At 64.4% G+C, this 21,023-nt stretch carries 1 protein-coding gene; it reads left to right on the top strand.

Features of this window, described 5'->3' with window-relative positions; translation table 11 throughout:
• The first annotated feature begins 16 nt into the window (after positions 1 to 16).
• Positions 17 to 21,007: an S-layer family protein gene (locus tag QMG56_RS09835; RefSeq protein WP_281822377.1), complete on the top strand. Its 20,991-nt coding sequence runs from the start codon at positions 17 to 19 to the stop codon at positions 21,005 to 21,007.
• The last annotated feature ends 16 nt before the right edge of the window (positions 21,008 to 21,023 follow it).

Genomic DNA, 21,023 nt, shown 5'->3' with positions numbered 1-21,023 from the left:
ATAGGAACTTCGCGCGATGGCCAGGATTAAAGGCAGTACGGGACGGGGCGGCAAGGGTGCCGTTATCAAAGAGCCTGTCGCGCATGCCGCCGAAGTGCCCGCCGATATCGACGTGAACGTCGCGAAGGGCATGACCAATTATGGCGATGCCAAGATTATCAATCTGGGCGACGATGGTCGTGCCGTGTTGGAACGCTTCTTCGGCGCGTTCAAAGCAGAAATTATCGATGTCGATGTCGTCCTGCTGTTTGAAGACGGCACGAAGATCATTATCCCCGGCATGGCACTTGCTGTGTTTTCCGGTAGCAATCCTCAATTGGTGTTCAAGGACAAGACCATGGCGGCCGAAGCGGCCGTGGACGGCGTCGGCGAAATCAAGGAACAGTCTTCGCCCATAAAATTCGGACTGTCGTCTGCCAGCGCCGACGAGGAAACGACGAAGCAGGCGGTAGGCGAAAAGGACAAGAACGCCGGAGGCATTCAGCCCACCGATTCCGCCCAGTCGCAGGCCAACGCGGCGGCCAAGGAAGACAACCAGCACAAGTCCGATGAAGACGCGAGCCGTCTGACGCAGAAGATCAGCAACACACCCTCCAGTGCCGGTGCCCCCGCCAGCCCGCCATCGGCGCGCTCCGTCGAGCCTACGCCGGATGATGCGATTGGCGAGGCCGGCATTGGCAAGTTGGTGCCTCAGCTTAAATTCACCCTGTTCAACCAGGAAGGCGTGAAAACCGGCGCCGAAGCCGGGGAAACCGTCGTGCGCGGTTCCACAGGTGGCACCGGATCGGCAAAGGACGCCAGCTATGGCGCGCAATCGACCAAGGAACAGGTCAGCGGAACGGCAGGTGACGACACCATCTATGCCGACAATCCAGCGATAACGCCGTCCGGCACGTCCCTGCGCGTTCTGCATGTCGAAGCGATGGTTCCTGCCAAGGATCTGTCGCTGCTGTCGATTCTGATCCCGTCCCTGCCTGCGGGCTATTCCATCGCCAACGCCACGCAGACAGACAAGGGATGGCTGGTCGCGGTTGACGCAGGCAACATTACCAAGCTGACCACCACTGTCGATGCCACGGGAAAGACCGTGCCGTTGCCGACAAACCAATCGCATTTCGCCTTCGATGTCAGTCTTGTTTACAATATCCCTGCAGAGGGCAAGGCTGCGGCGTCCAGCGGCTTTCAGGATGAATTCTTCCTGCCGGTTCAGCTTGGCCTGTCGACCGACGGGAAGAACAGTTCCAACAGCGTCGAAGTCTCCACCCATTTCGGTATCAAGGTCGTCAACAGCGCTTCGGATATGGTGGTTACCGATCCGGTCAGCGGCAATCCGGTCTATGTTCTTTTCTCCAACCCGCCGGGCACCGTCGTCAATGCAGGCGATGGCAATGATCGCATTGTCGCAGGTGCTGGCGAAGACCAGATCGACGGCGGTACGGGTGTCGACATCGTCAGCTACGCGCAGTCCAATGTGGGCGTGCAAGCCAATCTTGCCACCGGAACGGGATCGGGCGGATATGCACGCGGCGACACCTACGTCAATGTCGAAGGGCTGACGGGCTCAGCTTATGACGACAATCTGACGGGTAACGCTGGCGATAACCGCTTCGATGGCGGCGCCGGTGCCGACCGTATCGACGGTGGCGCAGGCTCTGACACGGTCGATTATTCGAAGATCGTGGTCGGAAAGGATGGCAAAGGCGTCGAAATCCATCTCGATGGAACCGCTTCGCACGGCGGCGAAGCCGAAGGCGATCAGCTGATCAGCGTCGAGCATGTCATCGGCACAGGGGGTGCGGATATTCTTGTCGGCAGTGCTGCCGATGAGCAACTGGACGGTGGCGCAGGCAACGATGTTCTGAAGGGCGGCGGCGGTGCCGATCGACTGGACGGCGGCGCAGGTTTTGACGTCGCGGATTATTCCGGCGCTGGTGCTGGCGTCCAAGTGGCGCTGAGTGGCACGCCCGGCATCGGCGGCGATGCACAAGGCGACGTACTGAGCAACATCGAAGCGCTCACCGGCTCCAGCTTCGACGATACGCTCACCGGCGACGCGGGCGACAATATTCTTAAGGGCGGCGCAGGCGCGGATACGATCGATGGCGGCGCAGGCACAGACTCGGTCGATTTCAGCGACAGCACCGTGGGCGTCACCGTCTTCCTGGATGGGCGTGCCGGATCGGGCGGCGACGCAGAAGGCGACCGTTACAGCAATATCGAAAATCTGACGGGTTCGGATTTCAGCGACCGCCTGGTTGGCGGCATAGGGGCGCAGACGCTCAAGGGCGGCCTTGGCGACGACGTGATCGAAGGCGGCGCGGGTGCCGACACTCTGGATGGCGGCGACGGTTTCGATATCGCCAGCTACGACAGCGCGGCGAGCGGCGTGCGCGTGGCACTGGACGGATCCACGCTGGAAGGCGGCGATCCAGTTGGCGATGTGTTCGTCAGCATCGAAGGGCTGGAAGGATCGCGCTTCGACGATACGCTGATCGGCACTGCCAGAGCGGACATCTTGCTGGGCAATGATGGAGACGACACGCTGCTCGGTCTGGGCGGCGCAGACACGCTGGACGGCGGCGCGGGTAACGATACCGTCGATTACAGCCTGTCGCGCTTTGCCGTGACGGTACGTCTCGACGGCGGACTTTCCGAAGGCGGCGACGCCGATGGCGACATGCTGCAGAGCATCGAGCGCGTGGTTGGCTCGTCCCTCGACGATAGCCTGATCGGCGGTACTAGCGACGATCGGCTGGAAGGCCGTAGCGGCGACGACGTTCTCACTGGAGGCGCAGGCGCTGACATTCTGCAAGGCGGCGAAGGCTCCGACACCGCCGATTATGGTGGCTCGGCAGCGGGCGTCACCGTTGCTCTGGATGGCTCGACCGGCATCGGTGGAGACGCGCAAGGCGACGTGCTGTCCGGCATCGAACGCTTGGTCGGTTCCGACCATGCCGACCGGCTGACCGGCGACGATCAGAACAACATTCTTAAGGGCGGGCTTGGCGACGATACGCTCATTGGCGGCGCGGGCGCCGATCAGTTGCAGGGCGAAGACGGCTTCGACACAGTCGATTATTCCTCGGCACAGGGTGCCGTTACTGTTCGACTGGATGGGAATGTCTCTTCAGGCGACCAAGCCGAAGGCGATCAGATTTCGGGCGTAGAGCGGGTGCTGGGCAGCGCTTATGCCGATACCCTCATCGGCAACAGTGGCGATAACACGCTGGAAGGCCGGGACGGCGATGACCTGTTGCGCGGCGGTCAGGGTGCAGACACCCTCATCGGCGGCGCGGGCAGCGACACGGCCGACTACAGCGATTCGAGCGCGGCGATATCCGCCAGCCTTGTCACAGGTACGGCAACCGGTGGTTCTGCGCAGGGTGATAGCTTCGACAGTATCGAAAATCTTTCCGGCTCCAACTACGATGACGGCCTGACAGGTAACGCCGGGGTCAACCGGCTGGCGGGCGGCGAAGGCAATGATACGCTTTCGGGTGGGGCAGGCGCCGACATCCTCGACGGCGGCGTGGGCTTCGACATCGCGAGTTATTCGACTTCGGCCAGCGGTGTGCGAATCGCTCTGGACGGATCGCTCGGCACCGGCGGCGATGCTGCAGGCGATAGCCTGACAGGTATCGAAGGTGTCACCGGATCGGCATTCAATGACGAACTGATCGGCAATGACGGCGCGAACCGCCTGACGGGTGGCGCAGGTGACGATGTGCTGCGTGGCGGCCTTGGCAGTGACGAACTGATCGGCGGCGCAGGCTTCGACACGGCGGACTATTCGCAGTCGGCATCGAACGTGATCATTTCCAATGACGGATCCATCGGCCTGGGCGGCGACGCGCAGGGCGACAGCCTGTCGCAGATCGAACGCATCGTCGGTTCGGCCTTTGACGACAGTATCACCGGCAGTGTCGGCAGCGACACTCTTGAAGGTGGACAGGGCAATGACGTGCTGCAGGGCGGCGGCGGCGCGGATGCGCTGGATGGCGGCGCAGGCGTCGATATCGCAGACTATAGCCTGTCCAACGCAGCGATTGTTGCAGGCCTCGACGGTCGTGCCAACACTGGCGGCGACGCGGCGGGTGACAGCTTCGCAAACATCGAGGGGATTTCCGGATCGGCCTTTGCCGACACGCTTTACGGTTCGGCCGAAGATGACATCCTGCGCGGCCAGGGCGGCAACGATCGCCTGACCGGCTTTGCCGGTGCCGACACGCTGGAAGGCGGTGCCGGTTTCGACACTGCCGACTATAGTGCCTCCGATGCAGGCGTATCGGTCAATCTGGGCACGGGCAACGCTTCGGGCGGCCATGCCGCAGGCGATACGCTGGTCAGCATCGAAGCCGTTGTCGGATCCAGCTTCGACGATACGCTTATCGGTGGCGACAATGCCGACAGCCTTTCGGGCGGCGCTGGCAATGACAGCCTGGCCGGACGTGCAGGCGCGGACATTCTGGACGGCGGGGCAGGCTTCGACGTCGCGGACTATTCCGCCAGCACCAGCGGTATCACCCTTATCCTCGACGGCAGCGTCGGCCAGGGCGGCGATGCGGCGGGCGACACCGTCCGTAATGTCGAACGTATTCTCGGCTCCGAATATTCCGACACCATCACCGGCGTCGGCGCCGACGAAGTACTGGAAGGCGGCGGCGGATCGGATACGCTGACCGGCAATGCCGGTAACGACACGTTGATCGGCGGCAATGGCGACGACCGTCTGTCGGGCGGCGCAGGCATCGACTCCCTGCAAGGCGGCGAAGGCAGCGACGTTCTTAACGGCGGCGCGGGCGCCGACATGATCGACGGCGGATTGGGCATCGATGCCGCCGACTATTCCGACTCCAGAGCGGGCGTGACTGTCGCACTGGATGGATCCACCGGAACCGGCGGCGATGCACAGGGCGACGTGCTGTCCAGCATCGAAACCATCATCGGTTCGGCCTTTGACGATACCCTGACAGGCGGCAACAATGCCGATCAGTTGGAAGGTGGCGCTGGCAACGACACGTTGCGCGGTGGCGCCAACAACGACACCCTGATCGGTGGCGATGGCAATGACTTTATCGAAGGCGGCGCAGGCGCTGACGTAATCGACGGCGGCGCAGGTCGGGACACAGCCGACTACAGTGCATCCGGCGGCGGCGTCACCGTGATGCTCGACGGATCGACCGGTCTTGGCGGTCAGGCGACCGGCGACATATTGCTGTCCATCGAACGGGTGGTCGGTACGGCTTTTGCCGATGCGATTACGGGTGGAGCGGCGGACGAAGATTTGATCGGCGGCGGCGGCGACGATCGCCTGGAGGGTCGCGGAGGCGCGGATCTTCTGGACGGCGGCGCAGGCATCGATACGGCCGATTACAGCAGCTCTGCACTGGGTGTGACCGTCGATCTGGCCACCGGCACCGGCACCGGCGGCGACGCCCAAGGCGATGCGCTGGTCTCTATCGAAAAGCTGGTCGGTTCGTCCGGCGCAGACATATTGAGCGGCGCGGCAAGCGACGATGCAATTTCCGGCGGTGCGGGCGACGACCTTCTGGTCGGTCGCGACGGTATCGACACGCTTCAGGGCGGCGCAGGCAACGATACCCTGGAAGGCGGCGCGGGCGGTGACATACTGGACGGTGGGGCAGGCTTCGACACAGTCGATTACTCTTCCTCGCTGGTGGCGATTTCCGCTGGGCTGGACGGTAGCACGGGTTCTGGCGGAGACGCACAGGGCGACGTGATGACCGGCATCGAGCGCCTGATCGGTTCCGACTTCAACGACACATTGACTGGCGGCCTGCAGAACGACACGCTGGAAGGCGGCGCAGGCAATGACAGTATCAGCGGCGCAGCTGGCAATGACACGCTGCGCGGTGGCGCAGGTGACGACATTCTAAGCGGCGGCAGCGCTGCGGACGTGCTGGATGGCGGTGCGGGTAGCGACACCGTGGACTATTCAACGTCCTCCGTCGCCGTCACCATCAACCTTGACGGGTCCGCCAGCAGCGGTGGCGATGCGACAGGCGATCAGCTTATCGGCATCGAAAATGTGACTGGATCCAGCTTTGACGATATCCTGAACGGCAGTACGGCGAATGAAGTACTGACCGGTGGCGCGGGCGATGACATCATCACCGGCGGCGCTGGCGACGACAGCCTTCGCGGCGGCAGCGGCAACGATATTCTGAACGGTGGCGCAGGCGCTGACGACATTCAGGGCGGCAATGGCATCGACACGGCAAGCTATGCCGGTGCGACGGCTGGCGTTTCGGTATCGCTGGACGGTACGCTGGGCACGGGCGGCGATGCCTTGGGCGACAGCCTGACCGACATCGAAATTCTCGAAGGGTCGGGATTCGGCGACGTTCTCGGCGGCGGCGGCTCTGCCGATACCGTTCGCGGCGGCGCAGGCGACGACCGCATTCTGGGCAGCGCGGGCGCCGACATCGTGGACGGCGGTGTAGGCTTCGACACGGTCGATTACAGCGCGTCGGCGGGCGCCGTACAGATCGTTCTGGACGGATCCCAGGGCGTCGGTGGCGACGCTGCCAACGATCAGCTCATCAGCATCGAAGGCGTTATCGGCTCCACGCTGGACGACAGCATCACCGGCAGCAATCAGGCCGACGTTCTGGACGGCGGCGCCGGCAACGACGTTGTCGTTGGCGGCGGCGGGGACGACGACCTGCGCGGCGGCGCAGGCAACGACCTGATCGACGGCGGCGCAGGCGCGGACCGCATCGACGGCGGCGCAGGCGTCGATACTGTGGACTATTCCACCTCCACTTCGGGCGTAAACGTCTCGGTCGATGGCACCACCTCGACGGGCGGTGCAGCCGAAGGCGACCAGCTCAGCAACGTCGAAAACCTCATCGGCTCGGATTTCGACGACGTACTGCTGGGCACTGGCGCAGCCGATACGCTGACGGGCAGCGCAGGCGACGATCGCCTGGGCGGTCGCGGCGGTGCAGATCGCCTTATGGGCGGCGCGGGCTTAGATACGGCAGACTATTCCGACGCGACCGCTGGCATCGCAGTGTCGCTTGCAAACGGAACAGGTACGCAGGGCGACGCCGCAGGCGATATTCTCGACAGCATCGAACATGTGGTCGGTTCCGGCTTTGACGACACGATCGCGGGCTCCTCATCGGCCGACATGATCGAGGGCGGCGCGGGTAACGACAGCATTTCCGGTGCGGGCGGCGACGATACGCTGCGTGGCGGCGCAGGCAACGACGTCATCGACGGCGGCACGGGCGCGGACGCCATCGACGGCGGCACCGGCACCGATACGATCGACTACAGCGCATCGGGCACCGGGGTTCAGGTCAACCTGAACGGCACCGTCAGCTTTGGCGGCCTGGCCGAAGGCGATCAGCTCACCAGCATCGAAATCGTGTCCGGCTCGGCCTTTGCCGACATCGTTACCGGCTCGGCGGCCAATGAACAGCTTCACGGCAACGCAGGCGACGATATCCTGCGCGGCGGCATGGGTGCCGACGTTCTGGATGGCGGCGCAGGCACCGATACGGCGGACTATTCGCTCGCCAGCGCGGGCGTTACGCTCAACCTAGCGACGGGCGGCACCGGCGGCGAAGCGGCGGGCGACAGCTTCGTCAGCATCGAAATAGTCGATGGCACCGGCTTTGCCGATACCATTGCCGGATCGACCGGCGACGACGATCTGCGCGGTAATGCAGGCAACGACATATTGTCGGGCGGTACTGGCGTCGATACCCTCGACGGCGGCACGGGCGACGATATCCTGAACGGCGGCGCAGGCGGCGACACCCTTTCGGGCGGCGCGGGCACCGATACGGCAGACTATTCGACTTCCAGCGCAGCGATCAGCGTCAATCTCGATGGTTCGCTTTCGGCGGGCGGCGATGCGCAGGGCGATACCCTGTCCTCCATCGAAAATGTCGTGGGTTCGGCGTTCGACGATACGCTGACCGGCACAAGTCAGAATGAAACACTGGATGGCGGCGCGGGCAACGATACGTTGCGGGGCAATGCCGGGTCCGACACATTGCTGGGCGGTGCAGGCGACGATCTGCTGATTGGCGGCGCAGGCGCAGACGTCCTGACCGGCGGCGCAGGCTTCGACACGACCAGCTATGCCGGTTCCAGCGTCGGCGTGAACGTAAGCCTCGACGGCGGACCTAGCACCGGCGGCGATGCCGAAGGCGACGTGCTTTCGGGCATCGAAGGCGTCATCGGTTCAGGCCAGAGCGACGTCATCGTCGGCGGTAACGCCGATGACGTGCTGGACGGCGCAGCCGGCGACGACACCATCACCGGCGGTGCGGGCAACGACGTGCTGACCGGCGGTAGCGGCGACGACGTATTGAGCGGCGGCCTTGGCGCGGATGCCATCGATGGCAATGGCGGCACCGATACTGCCAGCTATGCGGCGGCAACGGCGGGTGTAGCGGTCGACCTGTCAGGCAGCGCAGGCACGGCGGGCGAAGCGCTTGGCGATACGCTGAATAACATCAACATCCTGATCGGGTCGGGCTTTGCCGATACACTGGGCGGCGGTGCCGACAGTGAAACCATCCAGAGCGGCGCGGGCGACGATACTCTGCTGGGCAGCGCGGGCGCGGATACGCTGGACGGCGATGCGGGCAACGATACTGTCAGCTACGCGGCATCCGGCTCGGCAGTTACGGCTTATCTTGATGGCCGCGCGGGCAGCGGCGGCGATGCGGGCGGCGATGTGCTGCTCAACATCGAACGCCTGGTTGGCTCCGCCAATGGCGATACGCTGATCGGTGCGGCGCTTGCCGAAACCATCGCTGGCGGCGCGGGCGATGACCGCATTGAAGGCGGCGGTGGCGACGACACGCTTTCGGGCGACGCGGGCAACGACGTCATCTTGGGTGGCGACGGTGCGGATGCAATCTCCGGCGGCGCAGGCAACGACACGGCCAGCTATGCAGACTCCGCTTCGGCCGTCACCATCGGCCTCGACGGTAGCGTCGGCGCTGGCGGCACGGCACAGGGCGACACGCTGAACGGCGTCGAAATCCTGGTCGGTTCGGACTATGACGATACGCTGCTGGGCAGCATAGGGGCAGATACCCTACGCGGCGGGACCGGCGACGATCTGTTGCGCGGTGGCGTTGGCGCAGACGTGCTGGACGGCGGCGTCGGCACCGACACGGCCGATTATTCGACGTCCAGCGCTGGCGTGACCGTCGGTCTCGACGGCAGCACGGGCATCGGCGGCGATGCGGCGGGCGATACCCTATCGGGCATCGAACGCATCGTCGGTTCGGGTCATGCAGATCGCCTGATCGGCGGCATGGACAGCGAAACGCTGGATGGCGGCGCAGGCGACGACGTACTCGTCGGCAGCCTCGGCAACGATACGCTGATCGGTGGCGCTGGCACCGACACGGCGGACTACTCCACGTCTGCTGCCGGGGTCACCATCGGTCTGGACGGCAGCTTCGGTTCGAGCGGCGACGCATCGGGCGACCGCCTGGTCCAGATCGAGCGCATCATCGGATCGACGCAGGGCGATACCCTTTCCGGATCGACAGGCAACGACATCCTCGACGGTGGCGCGGGTAACGACACGCTGAGCGGCGGCGCAGGCAATGACAGCCTGTTGGGCGGCGCAGGCGACGACGTCATGGACGGCGGCGCAGGCGCAGATGCGTTCGATGGCGGTAGCGGCATCGACACTGTGAGCTTCGCCAATGCGGGCAGCGGCGTCACGGTCAATCTGGCAACGGGCACCGGCACGGGCGGCGACGCACAGGGTGACAGCTTCGCGAGCGTGGAAAACATCATTGGTTCCGATTTCGACGACACTGTAATCGGCTCCGCCAGCGACGAAGTCATCGTCGGCGGTGCGGGCATCGACACGCTGAGCGGTGGCGCGGGCGCAGACAGCATCGACGGCGGCACGGGTGACGACATCATCGCGGGCGGCGCAGGTGCGGACAGCATCGATGGCGGCGCAGGCTTCGACACGGCGGATTACTCAGCTTCGTCGGCAGGTGTGCAAATCATCCTCGACGGTTCCAGCGCATCCGGCGGTGATGCCGCAGGCGATACGTTGGTGCGTATCGAGCGCGTCATCGGATCGGCGTTCGACGACATCATCACCGGCGGTTCTGCAGGCGAAACGCTGGAAGGCGCGGACGGCAATGACACCCTGACCGGCAATGGCGGCGGCGATACCTTGCGTGGCGGTGCTGGCAACGACGTGCTGGCGGGCGGATCGGGCGCTGACTTGCTCGAAGGTGGCGCAGGCACAGATACTGCCGATTACAGCACGTCGACTACGGGCGTCACCGTTACGCTTGACGGATCGACCGGCATCGGCGGCGATGCGCAGGGCGACAGCTATGTCAGCATCGAACGGGTGGTCGGCTCAGGCGACGCGGATGTCCTGACGGGCAGCACTGGCGACGATATCCTGCTGGGTCAGGCAGGCGACGACAGCATTAACGGCGCCGCGGGCAACGATACCCTGTCCGGCGGATCGGGCGACGATATACTGACCGGCGGCGCAGGTGCGGACAGCATCGACGGCGGCAATGGCATCGATACGGTCAGCTATGCCGGATCGGCTTCGGGCGTAACGGCCTCGCTGGCTGGAGCTGCCGGTGTCGGTGGCGATGCGGCGGGCGATATCATCACCAACGCCGAAATCCTCGAAGGTTCGGCCTTTGCCGATTCGCTCTCAGGTCGCGCGGGCGTCGATACGCTGCGTGGCGGCGGCGGCAACGATGTGTTGATGGGCAGTGCGGGCGCAGACATTTTCGATGGTGGCGCAGGCACCGATACGGCCGACTATTCCGCTTCTGCTGCCGCGGTCACTGTCAATCTCGACGGGTCGGTATCGCTGGGCGGCGACGCCGCAGGCGATGCCCTCACCAATGTCGAACGGGTTATCGGCTCGCTCAATGCCGATACGCTGAACGGCACCGATGGCGCTGACATTCTGGAAGGCAATGATGGCGCGGATACGCTGAACGGCGGCGCTGGCAACGACAGCCTGCTCGGCGGCGCGGGCGACGACATGCTGCTGGGCGGCGCAGGCGCAGACGCCATCGACGGCGGCGCAGGCTTCGACACCGCCAGCTATGCCAGTTCCGCGAGCGCGGTGAACGTTGGCCTCGACGGCGGCACACAGACCGGCGGCGACGCAGCGGGGGATACCCTTAGCAACGTCGAGCGGCTCGTTGGTTCGGCCTTTGCCGATACCTTGCGCGGGGGTTCCGTGGGTGAAAACATCTCGGGTGGTGACGGCGACGATACGATCCTCGGTTCAGCAGGCGCTGATCAGCTTGATGGCAATGCCGGTTTCGATACCGTCGATTATTCCGGCTCGGCATCGGGCGTAACAATCGGCCTGGGCGGCGCGGCAGGCATCGGCGGCGATGCGGCAGGCGACCAGTTGACCTCCATCGAACGCATCGTAGGTTCCGGCTTGGCCGACGTGCTGACGGGCGCGACCGCAGACGACACGCTGATTGGCGGCGCAGGCAATGACAGCATTTCGGGCGGCTTCGGCAGCGACACGCTGCAGGGCGGCACCGGGGACGACACACTGATCGGCGGCGCAGGCGCAGACAGCCTGGATGGCGGCGCAGACATCGATACGGCGGATTATTCCGCGTCGGTCGGCGCAGTCACCGTGCATCTGGATGGACTGGCGAGCAGCGGCAGCGACGCCGATGGCGACATGCTCACCAACATCGAGCGGGTTCTGGGCTCAGCACAGGCGGATAGCATCCACGGCGGTGCAGCCGACGAAAGCCTCTATGGCAACGCGGGCGACGATACCCTCGTCGGCGGCGCTGGCGCGGACGCGCTCTATGGCGGCGCAGGCACCGACACGGCGGATTACAGCGGCGCGACTGGCGCGGTCACCGTCTCGCTTGACGGCACGGCAGGCTCCGGCTCGGAAGCGGCAGGTGACACACTGTTCACCATCGAACGCCTAGTCGGTTCGTCGTTCGACGATACGCTGAACGGCACGACGACCGACGATACGCTGCTGGGCGGCGCAGGCGCAGATACGCTTTCGGGCGGCGCAGGCGACGATATCCTCTCCGGCGGCGCAGGCGACGACATCTTGACCGGCGGCGCTGGTGCGGATCAGTTCGACGGTGGCACTGGCTTCGATACGGCAAGCTATTCTGGCGCGTTGAGCGCTATCACCGTCTATCTGGACGGCACTTCGGGCAGCCGGAGCGATGCAGCAGGCGATATTCTCGTCAACATTGAACAGCTCGTCGGCTCGGCCTTCGACGATCGTCTCTTCGGCGGCAATGGCGCAGAAACGCTGCTGGGCGGCGCAGGTGCAGACGTTATCCAGGGCGCAGGCGGCGACGATATCCTGCGCGGGCAGGATGGCGACGATGTTCTTATCGGCGGTCTTGGCGCGGACGTCATCGACGGTGGCCTCGGCACCGACACCGCGACCTATGCAACCTCGCTTTCGGGCGTAACGCTGTACATGGATGGCACGGTCTCGTTCGGCGGCGACGCCGAGGGCGACGTGCTGACCTCCATTGAATCGGTTATCGGCTCCAGCCTGTCCGACACCATATACGGATCGACCGGCAACGATCAGGTCGATGCGGGCGGCGGCGACGACGTTCTCTACAGCAGCGCGGGCGCGGATATCCTGACCGGCGGCACCGGCTTCGACATCGTCGATTATTCCAACAACGCCGTTGCGGTCACCGTCTATATGGATGGCACGGCATCGACTGGCGGCTTTGCTGCGGGCGATGTGCTGAACGGAATCGAACAGGTCATCGGCACGAGCCAGAATGACAGCGTCATCGGCTCGGCCAACGCCGACACCATCCTTGGTGGCGCGGGCGACGATCTTCTCGACGGCGGCGCAGCTAACGACAGCCTGTCGGGCGGCAGCGGCGACGATACCCTTGTTGGGGGCACGGGCGGCGACATCCTCGACGGCGGTGCCGGTTTCGATACGGCAAGCTACGCCGCGGCAAGCGCGGGCGTTGTGGTGCGTATGGACGGCGTGGCCAGTTCCGGCGGCGATGCGCTGGGCGACACGCTCAGTTCGATCGAACGCGTCATCGGTTCCGCTTTCGGCGACACTGTCGACGGCAGCGCGGGCAATGACCGCATCGAAGGCGGTGCGGGCGACGACCTGCTGCGGGGTCTGGACGGCACCGATCAGCTTTTCGGCGATGGCGGCAACGATACGCTTTCGGGCGGTCTGGGCGCAGATGCGCTGGACGGCGGCGCGGGCACCGACACCGCAGATTACTCGGCATCGACGACGGGCGTCACCGTCTATCTCGACGGCACCGCAGGCGTTGGCGGCGAAGCGGAAGGCGACACGCTGGCCAATATCGAAGTGCTGCGCGGCTCGGCCAATGCCGACACGCTGTACGGCGGCACCGGCAACGACAGCCTGATCGGCCAGTCGGGCGACGATACGCTCATCGGCGGCGCAGGTGCAGACGCACTTTCGGGTGGCGATGGCATCGACACGGCCAGCTATGCTGCGTCGGCAGCGGCCGTCACCGTCAATCTGGCAACCGGCACAGGCACGGGCGGCGACGCACAGGGCGACACGCTGACCGGCATCGAACGTGTCATCGGTTCGGATAACGCCGACACGCTGATCGGTTCGGCCAATAACGATACGCTGATCGGCGGCGCAGGCAATGACAACATCGACGGCGGCGCAGGCAGCGACGCTCTTGATGGCGGCGCGGGCGACGATACGCTCGTCGGCGGTCAGGGCAGCGACACGCTGGACGGCGGCAACGACTTCGACACGGCGGATTATTCGGCATCGACCGCAGCGGTCACGGTATATAACAATGGCATCGATGAAGGCGCAGGCGGCTCGGCTTCCGGCGACGTCCTTCTCAACATCGAACGCATCCTCGGTTCGGCCTTCGGCGATACACTGATCGGCGGCGCGAACGCCGATACACTGGTCGGTCAGGACGGCAATGACGTTATCGAAGGCGGTTTGGGCGCGGACATCATCGATGGCGGCGTCGGTATGGACACCGCATCCTATGAACATGCCACCAGCGGTATCACGGCAAGCCTTATCAGCAACACGGGGACGGCAGGCGAAGCCAATGGCGACAGCTTCGTATCTATCGAGCGTCTGCTGGGTTCCGACTTCAACGACACGCTGACCGGCAGCACCACCGCTGATACTCTGGATGGCGGCGCAGGCGACGATATGCTGATCGGCACTGCTGGTGCAGATACGCTGACCGGCGGCACTGGCTTCGACACCGTCAGCTACGCATCGGCTGCCGCAGGCGTTACCGTCAATCTCGACGGTTCATCGAGCAGCGGCGACATCGCTGCAGGCGACCGACTGACCACCGTAGAATCCGTTATCGGCTCGGCCTATGCCGACACCATAACCGGCACATTCTCCGACGATACCCTGCTGGGCGGCCTGGGCGACGACGTCTTGGCGGGCGGCACTGGCAGCGACATTCTGCAGGGTCAGGATGGCAACGATACGCTGCGTGGCGATGGCGGCGCGGATCAGATCGATGGTGGCGCCGGTATCGATACCGTCAGCTACACGACCTCTGGCGCAGCCGTCGTCATCGACCTGACACAGGGTACGGCTTCGGGCGGCGACGCGGCGGGAGACACCTTCGCGAACGTCGAACAGTTCGTCGGTTCGCGTCTGGGCGACACCCTGATCGGCGGTGCGGGTAACGACACGTTCGACGGGTTCGACGGCGACGACTTGCTGCGCGGCGAAGCGGGCGACGACGTCCTCACTGGCGGTATCGGCGACGATACGCTGATCGGCGGCGCGGGCGCAGACGTTTTGACCGGTGGCAGCGGCATCGACACAGTCGACTATTCCGCGTCGGGCGCGGCTGTTACCATCCGCACTTCGGGCACATCGAGCGGCGGCGATGCGGAGGGCGATACGCTGTCCGGCATCGAAAAGATCATCGGTTCGGCCTTCGCCGACCGCTTCGAAGGTAGCAGCGCAGCCGAAGACTTTACCGGCGCAGCAGGCGACGACCTCTTCATCAGCAGCGCTGGCGCCGATATCTATCGCGGTGGCGATGGCAGCGACACGGTGGATTATTCTGCGTCGTCTGCCAGCGGCATGAAAATCTTTCTCGACGGCAGCTTCGGCACCGGTGGCGACGCCGCAGGCGACCAGATTTTCGATGCGGAAATCGTCATCGGTTCGGCCCAGAACGACGAAATCACGGCCAGCGCATCGGGATCGACGATCCTGGCAGGCGACGGCAATGACTTCCTGTTCGGTGCAGGCGGCGCCGACATATTGAACGGTGGCGACGGCGACGACACGATCCAGAGCGGCCTTGGCGCGGATCAATTGATCGGCGGCAATGGCACCGACACCGCAGATTACCGCAACAGCGGCGCCGCCGTCACCATTTCCAGCGACGGCACGGCAGGATCGGGCGGCTGGGCGGCGGGCGATACGCTGACAGGCATCGAGCGGATCGAAGGATCGCTTGCTTATGGCGATACGCTGCGCGGCAACACTACGACGGCAACCGTCCTGTGGGGCTGGGGTGGCAACGACACCTTCGTCAGCTTCAGCCAGGCGGATAGCATCGACGGCGGCAGCGGCACCGACATCGTCGACTATAGCGGCTCCAGTGCCGGCGTCACCGTACGTCTGGACGGCACACTATCATCGGGTGGCGATGCCGCGGGCGACAGCATTCTGGCGGTCGAGCGAGTCATCGGGTCAGCCTATGCAGATACGATCTACGGCACCGGCGTCAACGAAACGCTGGAAGGCGGATCGGGCGACGACACGCTCGTTGGCGGATCGGGCGCAGATACACTCGACGGCGGCGCAGGCTTCGACACGGCGGATTACTCGTCTTCCGGCGGCATTTCCGTCCGCATGGATGGGACAGCCGGCACGGCGGGCGACGCCAATGGCGATATCCTCATCGGCATCGAACGTGTGATCGGGTCTTCACTGGCCGATATCATCACCGGCTCATCCAATGCCGACACCATCGTCGGCGGCGACGGGGACGACATCATCCGCCCCGGCCTCGGCGCAGATACCCTGGACGGCGGCAACGGCTTCGACACTGTCGATTACAGCAGCTCGTCGACAGGCCTCACCGTAAACGTGACCAACGCGGCCCTTTCAACCGGGCTGGCGCAGGGAGATACCTATGTCAGCATCGAAAACTACACGCTGACCGGCCTTGCCGATACATTCGTTGGCGCTGCCAATGCGGAAACCGTCTCGGGCGGCGCGGGCAACGATACGCTCGATGGCGGCGACGGTGACGACACGCTTAATGGCGGCGACGGCAACGACACGCTGATCGGCGGCGCGGGTGCCGATACGCTGTCAGGCGGCAACAACATAGATACGATCGATTACAGCGCCAGCGACGCAGGAGTCTCGATCTTCCTGAATACCGGTACCGGCAACACCGGTGGCCATGCGCAGGGCGACATCTTCGTCGGCGGCACCATCGAAAATGTCATCGGATCCGCTTTCGGCGATTACATCGTCGGTTCGTCGGTCGTGAACAACATCCAGGGCGGTGCAGGCAACGATACGATCATCGGCGGCGCGGGTGCCGACGTCCTGAATGGCGGCGCGGACATCGATACCGTCAGCTATGCCAATGGAGGGGCCGTCACTGTGTCCCTGGCGACCAACACCGGCACGGTGGGCGATGCCAATGGCGACGTGTTGAGCAATTTTGAGAATCTGATCGGTTCGGCCAGTGCCGACACCTTGAGCGGCGACAACAACGTCAACACGATCTGGGGCGGCAACGGCGGGGATACGATCAACGGTCTCGGCGGCGCGGACACGCTGTACGGCGAAGACGGCAACGACGTGATCAATGGCGGCGCGGGTGACGATTTCGTCTACGGCCAGATTGGCAACGACACCATCGATGGCGGCGCGGGTGCCGACTATCTGGATGGCGGCGCTGACATCAACACTGTCACCTATATCTCCGCGCTGGCGGCTGTTTCGGCCTCACTGCTGAGCGGCACAGGTACGCTGGGCGATGCCAATGGCGATACGCTGGTCAACTTCAGCCACCTTACCGGGTCGAACTATAACGACACGCTGACAGGCGATGCCAACCAGAACACCATCACCGGCAATAACGGCGACGATATCATCGATGGCGGTGCAGGCGTCGACACGCTCCGCGGTGGCAGTGGCAACGACATCATCCTGGGCGGCGCGCAATCGGACGTGAACGACGGCGGCGCTGACACGGACACCGTCGACTATTCGCTGAGCGGGTCGGCCGTCTCCGTCGATCTTGCCAATAATTCAGGCGTCGGAGGCGACGCACTGGGCGATACGTTCATCTCGATCGAAAACCTCACCGGTTCGGCCTATTTCGATACGCTGATTGGCGAGAGCAACGCCAACGTTCTGAAGGGCGGTTCGGGTGATGACCGCCTATCCGGCCTGGCGGGTAACGACACGCTGCTCGGCGGCGATGGGAACGACATTATCAGCGGCGGGGCCGGCGCGGACATCATCGATGGCGGCGCGGGCATCAATACGCTGTATTTTGGCACGAATCCCAACGATCCGTCCGCCGTGGGCGCGATGGCCGGGGTGACGATCAACCTCAATGGCACAACACAGGGCATCGGTGGCGAAGCCGCAGGCGACACCTACACCAACATCCAGATCGTTTATCTCACCAATTCAAACGATACGGCCTATGGCACGGGCGCTGACGAATGGTTCCGCGGCCTGGGCGGCGCCGACACCATCGACGGCGGCGCAGGCACCGACACAGTCTCCTATCTGGGCGGCACAAGCGGGGTGACCATCGGCCTCAACGGCGCGGCAGGAACCGGCGGCGAAGCGGCAGGCGATGTCTTGACCAACATCGAAATCCTGCGCGGTACGCAATATGACGACGTTTTGTCGGGCGATGGCAATGCAAACCAGCTATTCGGCAATGACGGCGCAGACATATTGCGCGGTGACGCAGGCGGGGACATGCTTGACGGCGGTGCGGGACGCGACACGGTCGATTATTCCGCATCGTCTGCTGCTGTGACGGTCCGTCTCGACACCGGTGCAGGCACGGGCGGCGATGCGGCTGGCGATACCTATGTCAGCATCGAAAATGCGACAGGTAGCGGGAATGGCGACACACTTTACGGCACCAGCGGCGACAACGTCCTGACCGGCAACGGCGGCAACGATGTCATGCACGGCGGCGCCGGTGCAGATACGCTGAACGGCGGCACGGGTATCGACACGGCGGACTATTCCGACTCCGGCGCAGCCGTGACCCTCAACCTCGACGGCACCACCTCTGCCGGTGGCGATGCAGAGGGCGATGTGCTGCTGTCCATCGAAACCGCGATAGGCTCGGCCAATAACGATACCATCATCGGCTCCAACGCGAACGAAACGCTGAGCGGCGGCGCAGGCGACGATACGATCAGCGGCAATGTCGGCGACGACGTGCTAAACGGTGAAGATGGAGACGACACGCTTTCAGGCGGATCGGGCGCCGACATCATCGACGGTGGCGCTGGTACCGATACGGTCACCTATGCCGGCTCGACGGCAGGTGTTACAGTCTATCTGGATGGCGCAACGCTGGGCAGCGGTGGCGAGTCCACCGGCGACCGCGTGTCCAACGTCGAACGTGTCATCGGCTCCGACTTTGACGATATTCTCTACGGCACCACGGGCAGCCAGACGCTCATCGGTGGCAACGGCAACGACATCCTCGTCGGCGGCGCGGATGCGGACACGCTGGACGGCGGCGCAGGCACCGACAGCGTTTCCTATGTCACTGCCACCTCGGGCATCACCGCCAGCTTCGCCAGCGGATCGCTGGTCGTCAGCGGCAGCGATGCAAACAGCGACGTCTATATCTCGATCGAAGGTCTGGTCGGCACCACTTATGCCGACTCGCTCACCGGCGGATCGGGCAGCGAGCGGCTGGACGGCGATGCAGGCGACGACGTAATCTACGGCAGCGCAGGCGCCGACACGCTGATCGGCGGAAGCGGCAACGACACCATCAATTACAATGCATCCGGCTCGGCCGTGACCGTCTATCTTGACGGTACAGCCGGGACCGGCGGCGATGCGGCTGGCGACACCATCAGCGGCTTTGAAATCGCTATCGGCAGCAGCTACGCTGACTCTCTGTTCGGCACCACTGGCTCCGACACGCTCTATGGCAACGATGGGAACGATACGATCCAGGCAGGGGCTGGCGCCGACACGATTTACGGCGAAGCAGGCGACGATCTGCTCATCGGTGGCGCAGGGGCTGACAGCATCGACGGCGGCAGCGGCACCGATACCGCCAGCTATGCTTCCTCCGCTTCGGGCGTAAACGCTTATCTGAACGGCCTGTCCGGTTCGGGCGGCGATGCGCAGGGCGATGCCCTGACCGCCATCGAAAACCTCATCGGCTCGGCCTTTGCCGACTTGCTGACGGGTGACGGCAATGCCAACACGCTGGACGGCGGCAATGGCGACGATACGCTCGTCGGCGGCGCAGGCGCAGACACGCTGAACGGCGGCGCGGGTTCCGACACGGCAAGCTATGCCGGCGCAGGCAGCGGCATCACCGCCAGCCTGGCGAACAGCGGATCGAACACCGGCGACGCATCGGGCGATATCTATTCCAGCATCGAAAACCTGACCGGCACGTCCTCCGCTGACACGTTGACGGGTGATGGCAGCGCGAACCGCCTCGACGGCGGATCGGGCGACGATACGCTGATCGGCGGCGCGGGAGGCGACACCCTGACCGGCGGCGCAGGCACGGACACGGCAGACTACAGCGGCGCAGGCGCAGGCGTCACCGTCTATATGGACGGCACCCTGGGCAGCGGCTCCGATGCAGCCGGCGATAGCCTCTCCAGCATCGAAGTCATCATCGGTTCGGCCTTTACCGATACGCTGATCGGCGATGCGGGCGCCAATACGCTGATCGGTGGCGATGGCGACGACACTCTGGTGGGTGGCGTCGGAGCCGATACGCTGAACGGCGGATCGGGTACGGATACCGCCAGCTATGCCAATGCAAGCGGCGGCATCACGGCCAACCTCGCCAACAGCCTCGCCAACACCGGCGAAGCGTCCGGTGACAGCTATGCCAGCATCGAAAGCCTGGTCGGCTCGGCCTTTGCGGACATGCTCTCCGGCGACAGCAACGCAAACCGCCTTTCCGGCGGCGCGGGCGACGACATCCTGACCGGCGGCGCCAGCGGCGACGTTCTGGAAGGCGGAGCAGGGTCCGACACGGCAAACTATTCGACAGCCGCAGCGGGCGTGGTCGCCAACCTTGCCAACAGCGGATCGAACACCGGCGATGCCGCAGGCGACAGCTATACCAGCATCGAGCATCTGACTGGCTCCACGTATGACGACATGCTTGTCGGCGATGGCGGTGCCAACATACTCGACGGCGGACAAGGCAACGACACGCTGGTCGGCGGTGCTGGCGCGGATACGCTCATCGGCGGCAATGGCACTGACACGGCCGATTATTCCGATGACTCTTCGGCCATCGCGCTCGACCTGTCCACGACGACGGGCACCGGATCGCTGGGCGACGCCAGCGGCGATAGCCTGAGCGGTATCGAACAGGTGATCGGCACCAGCTTCGACGACGGCTTCACGCTGAACCTGTCTGCGAACTGGTCGGTCAATGGCGGCGCAGGCTATGACACCGTGACGATGGCGAACAACAGCGGGTCGATCAGTGCCAGCAATCTGCTCGGCGTATTGAGCAATGTCGACGACATCGACTTCCGCGGCAGCGACGTGCAGGCGAACCTGACCATCGACGCGAACTTCATCCAGTCTCTGGTCGGCAACGGCAATAGCTCGCACCTTACCGTCAACTTTGATGGCGACGATGGCCTGACCATCGATCCGAGTGCCCATTACGCCCAGAACGGCAACGAATACACGCTCTACAGCGACGCAAGCATGACAACCGAGGTGGCGCGCCTCTCGGTAACGGGCTGACCGAGAAAGCCGCCGC

The sequence above is a fragment of the Sphingobium sp. BS19 genome, from assembly GCF_027925545.1.
Classification (GTDB): domain Bacteria; phylum Pseudomonadota; class Alphaproteobacteria; order Sphingomonadales; family Sphingomonadaceae; genus Sphingobium.
Note: the sequence above shows the minus strand (reverse complement) of the source record. Positions and strands in the feature narration are given on the sequence as shown.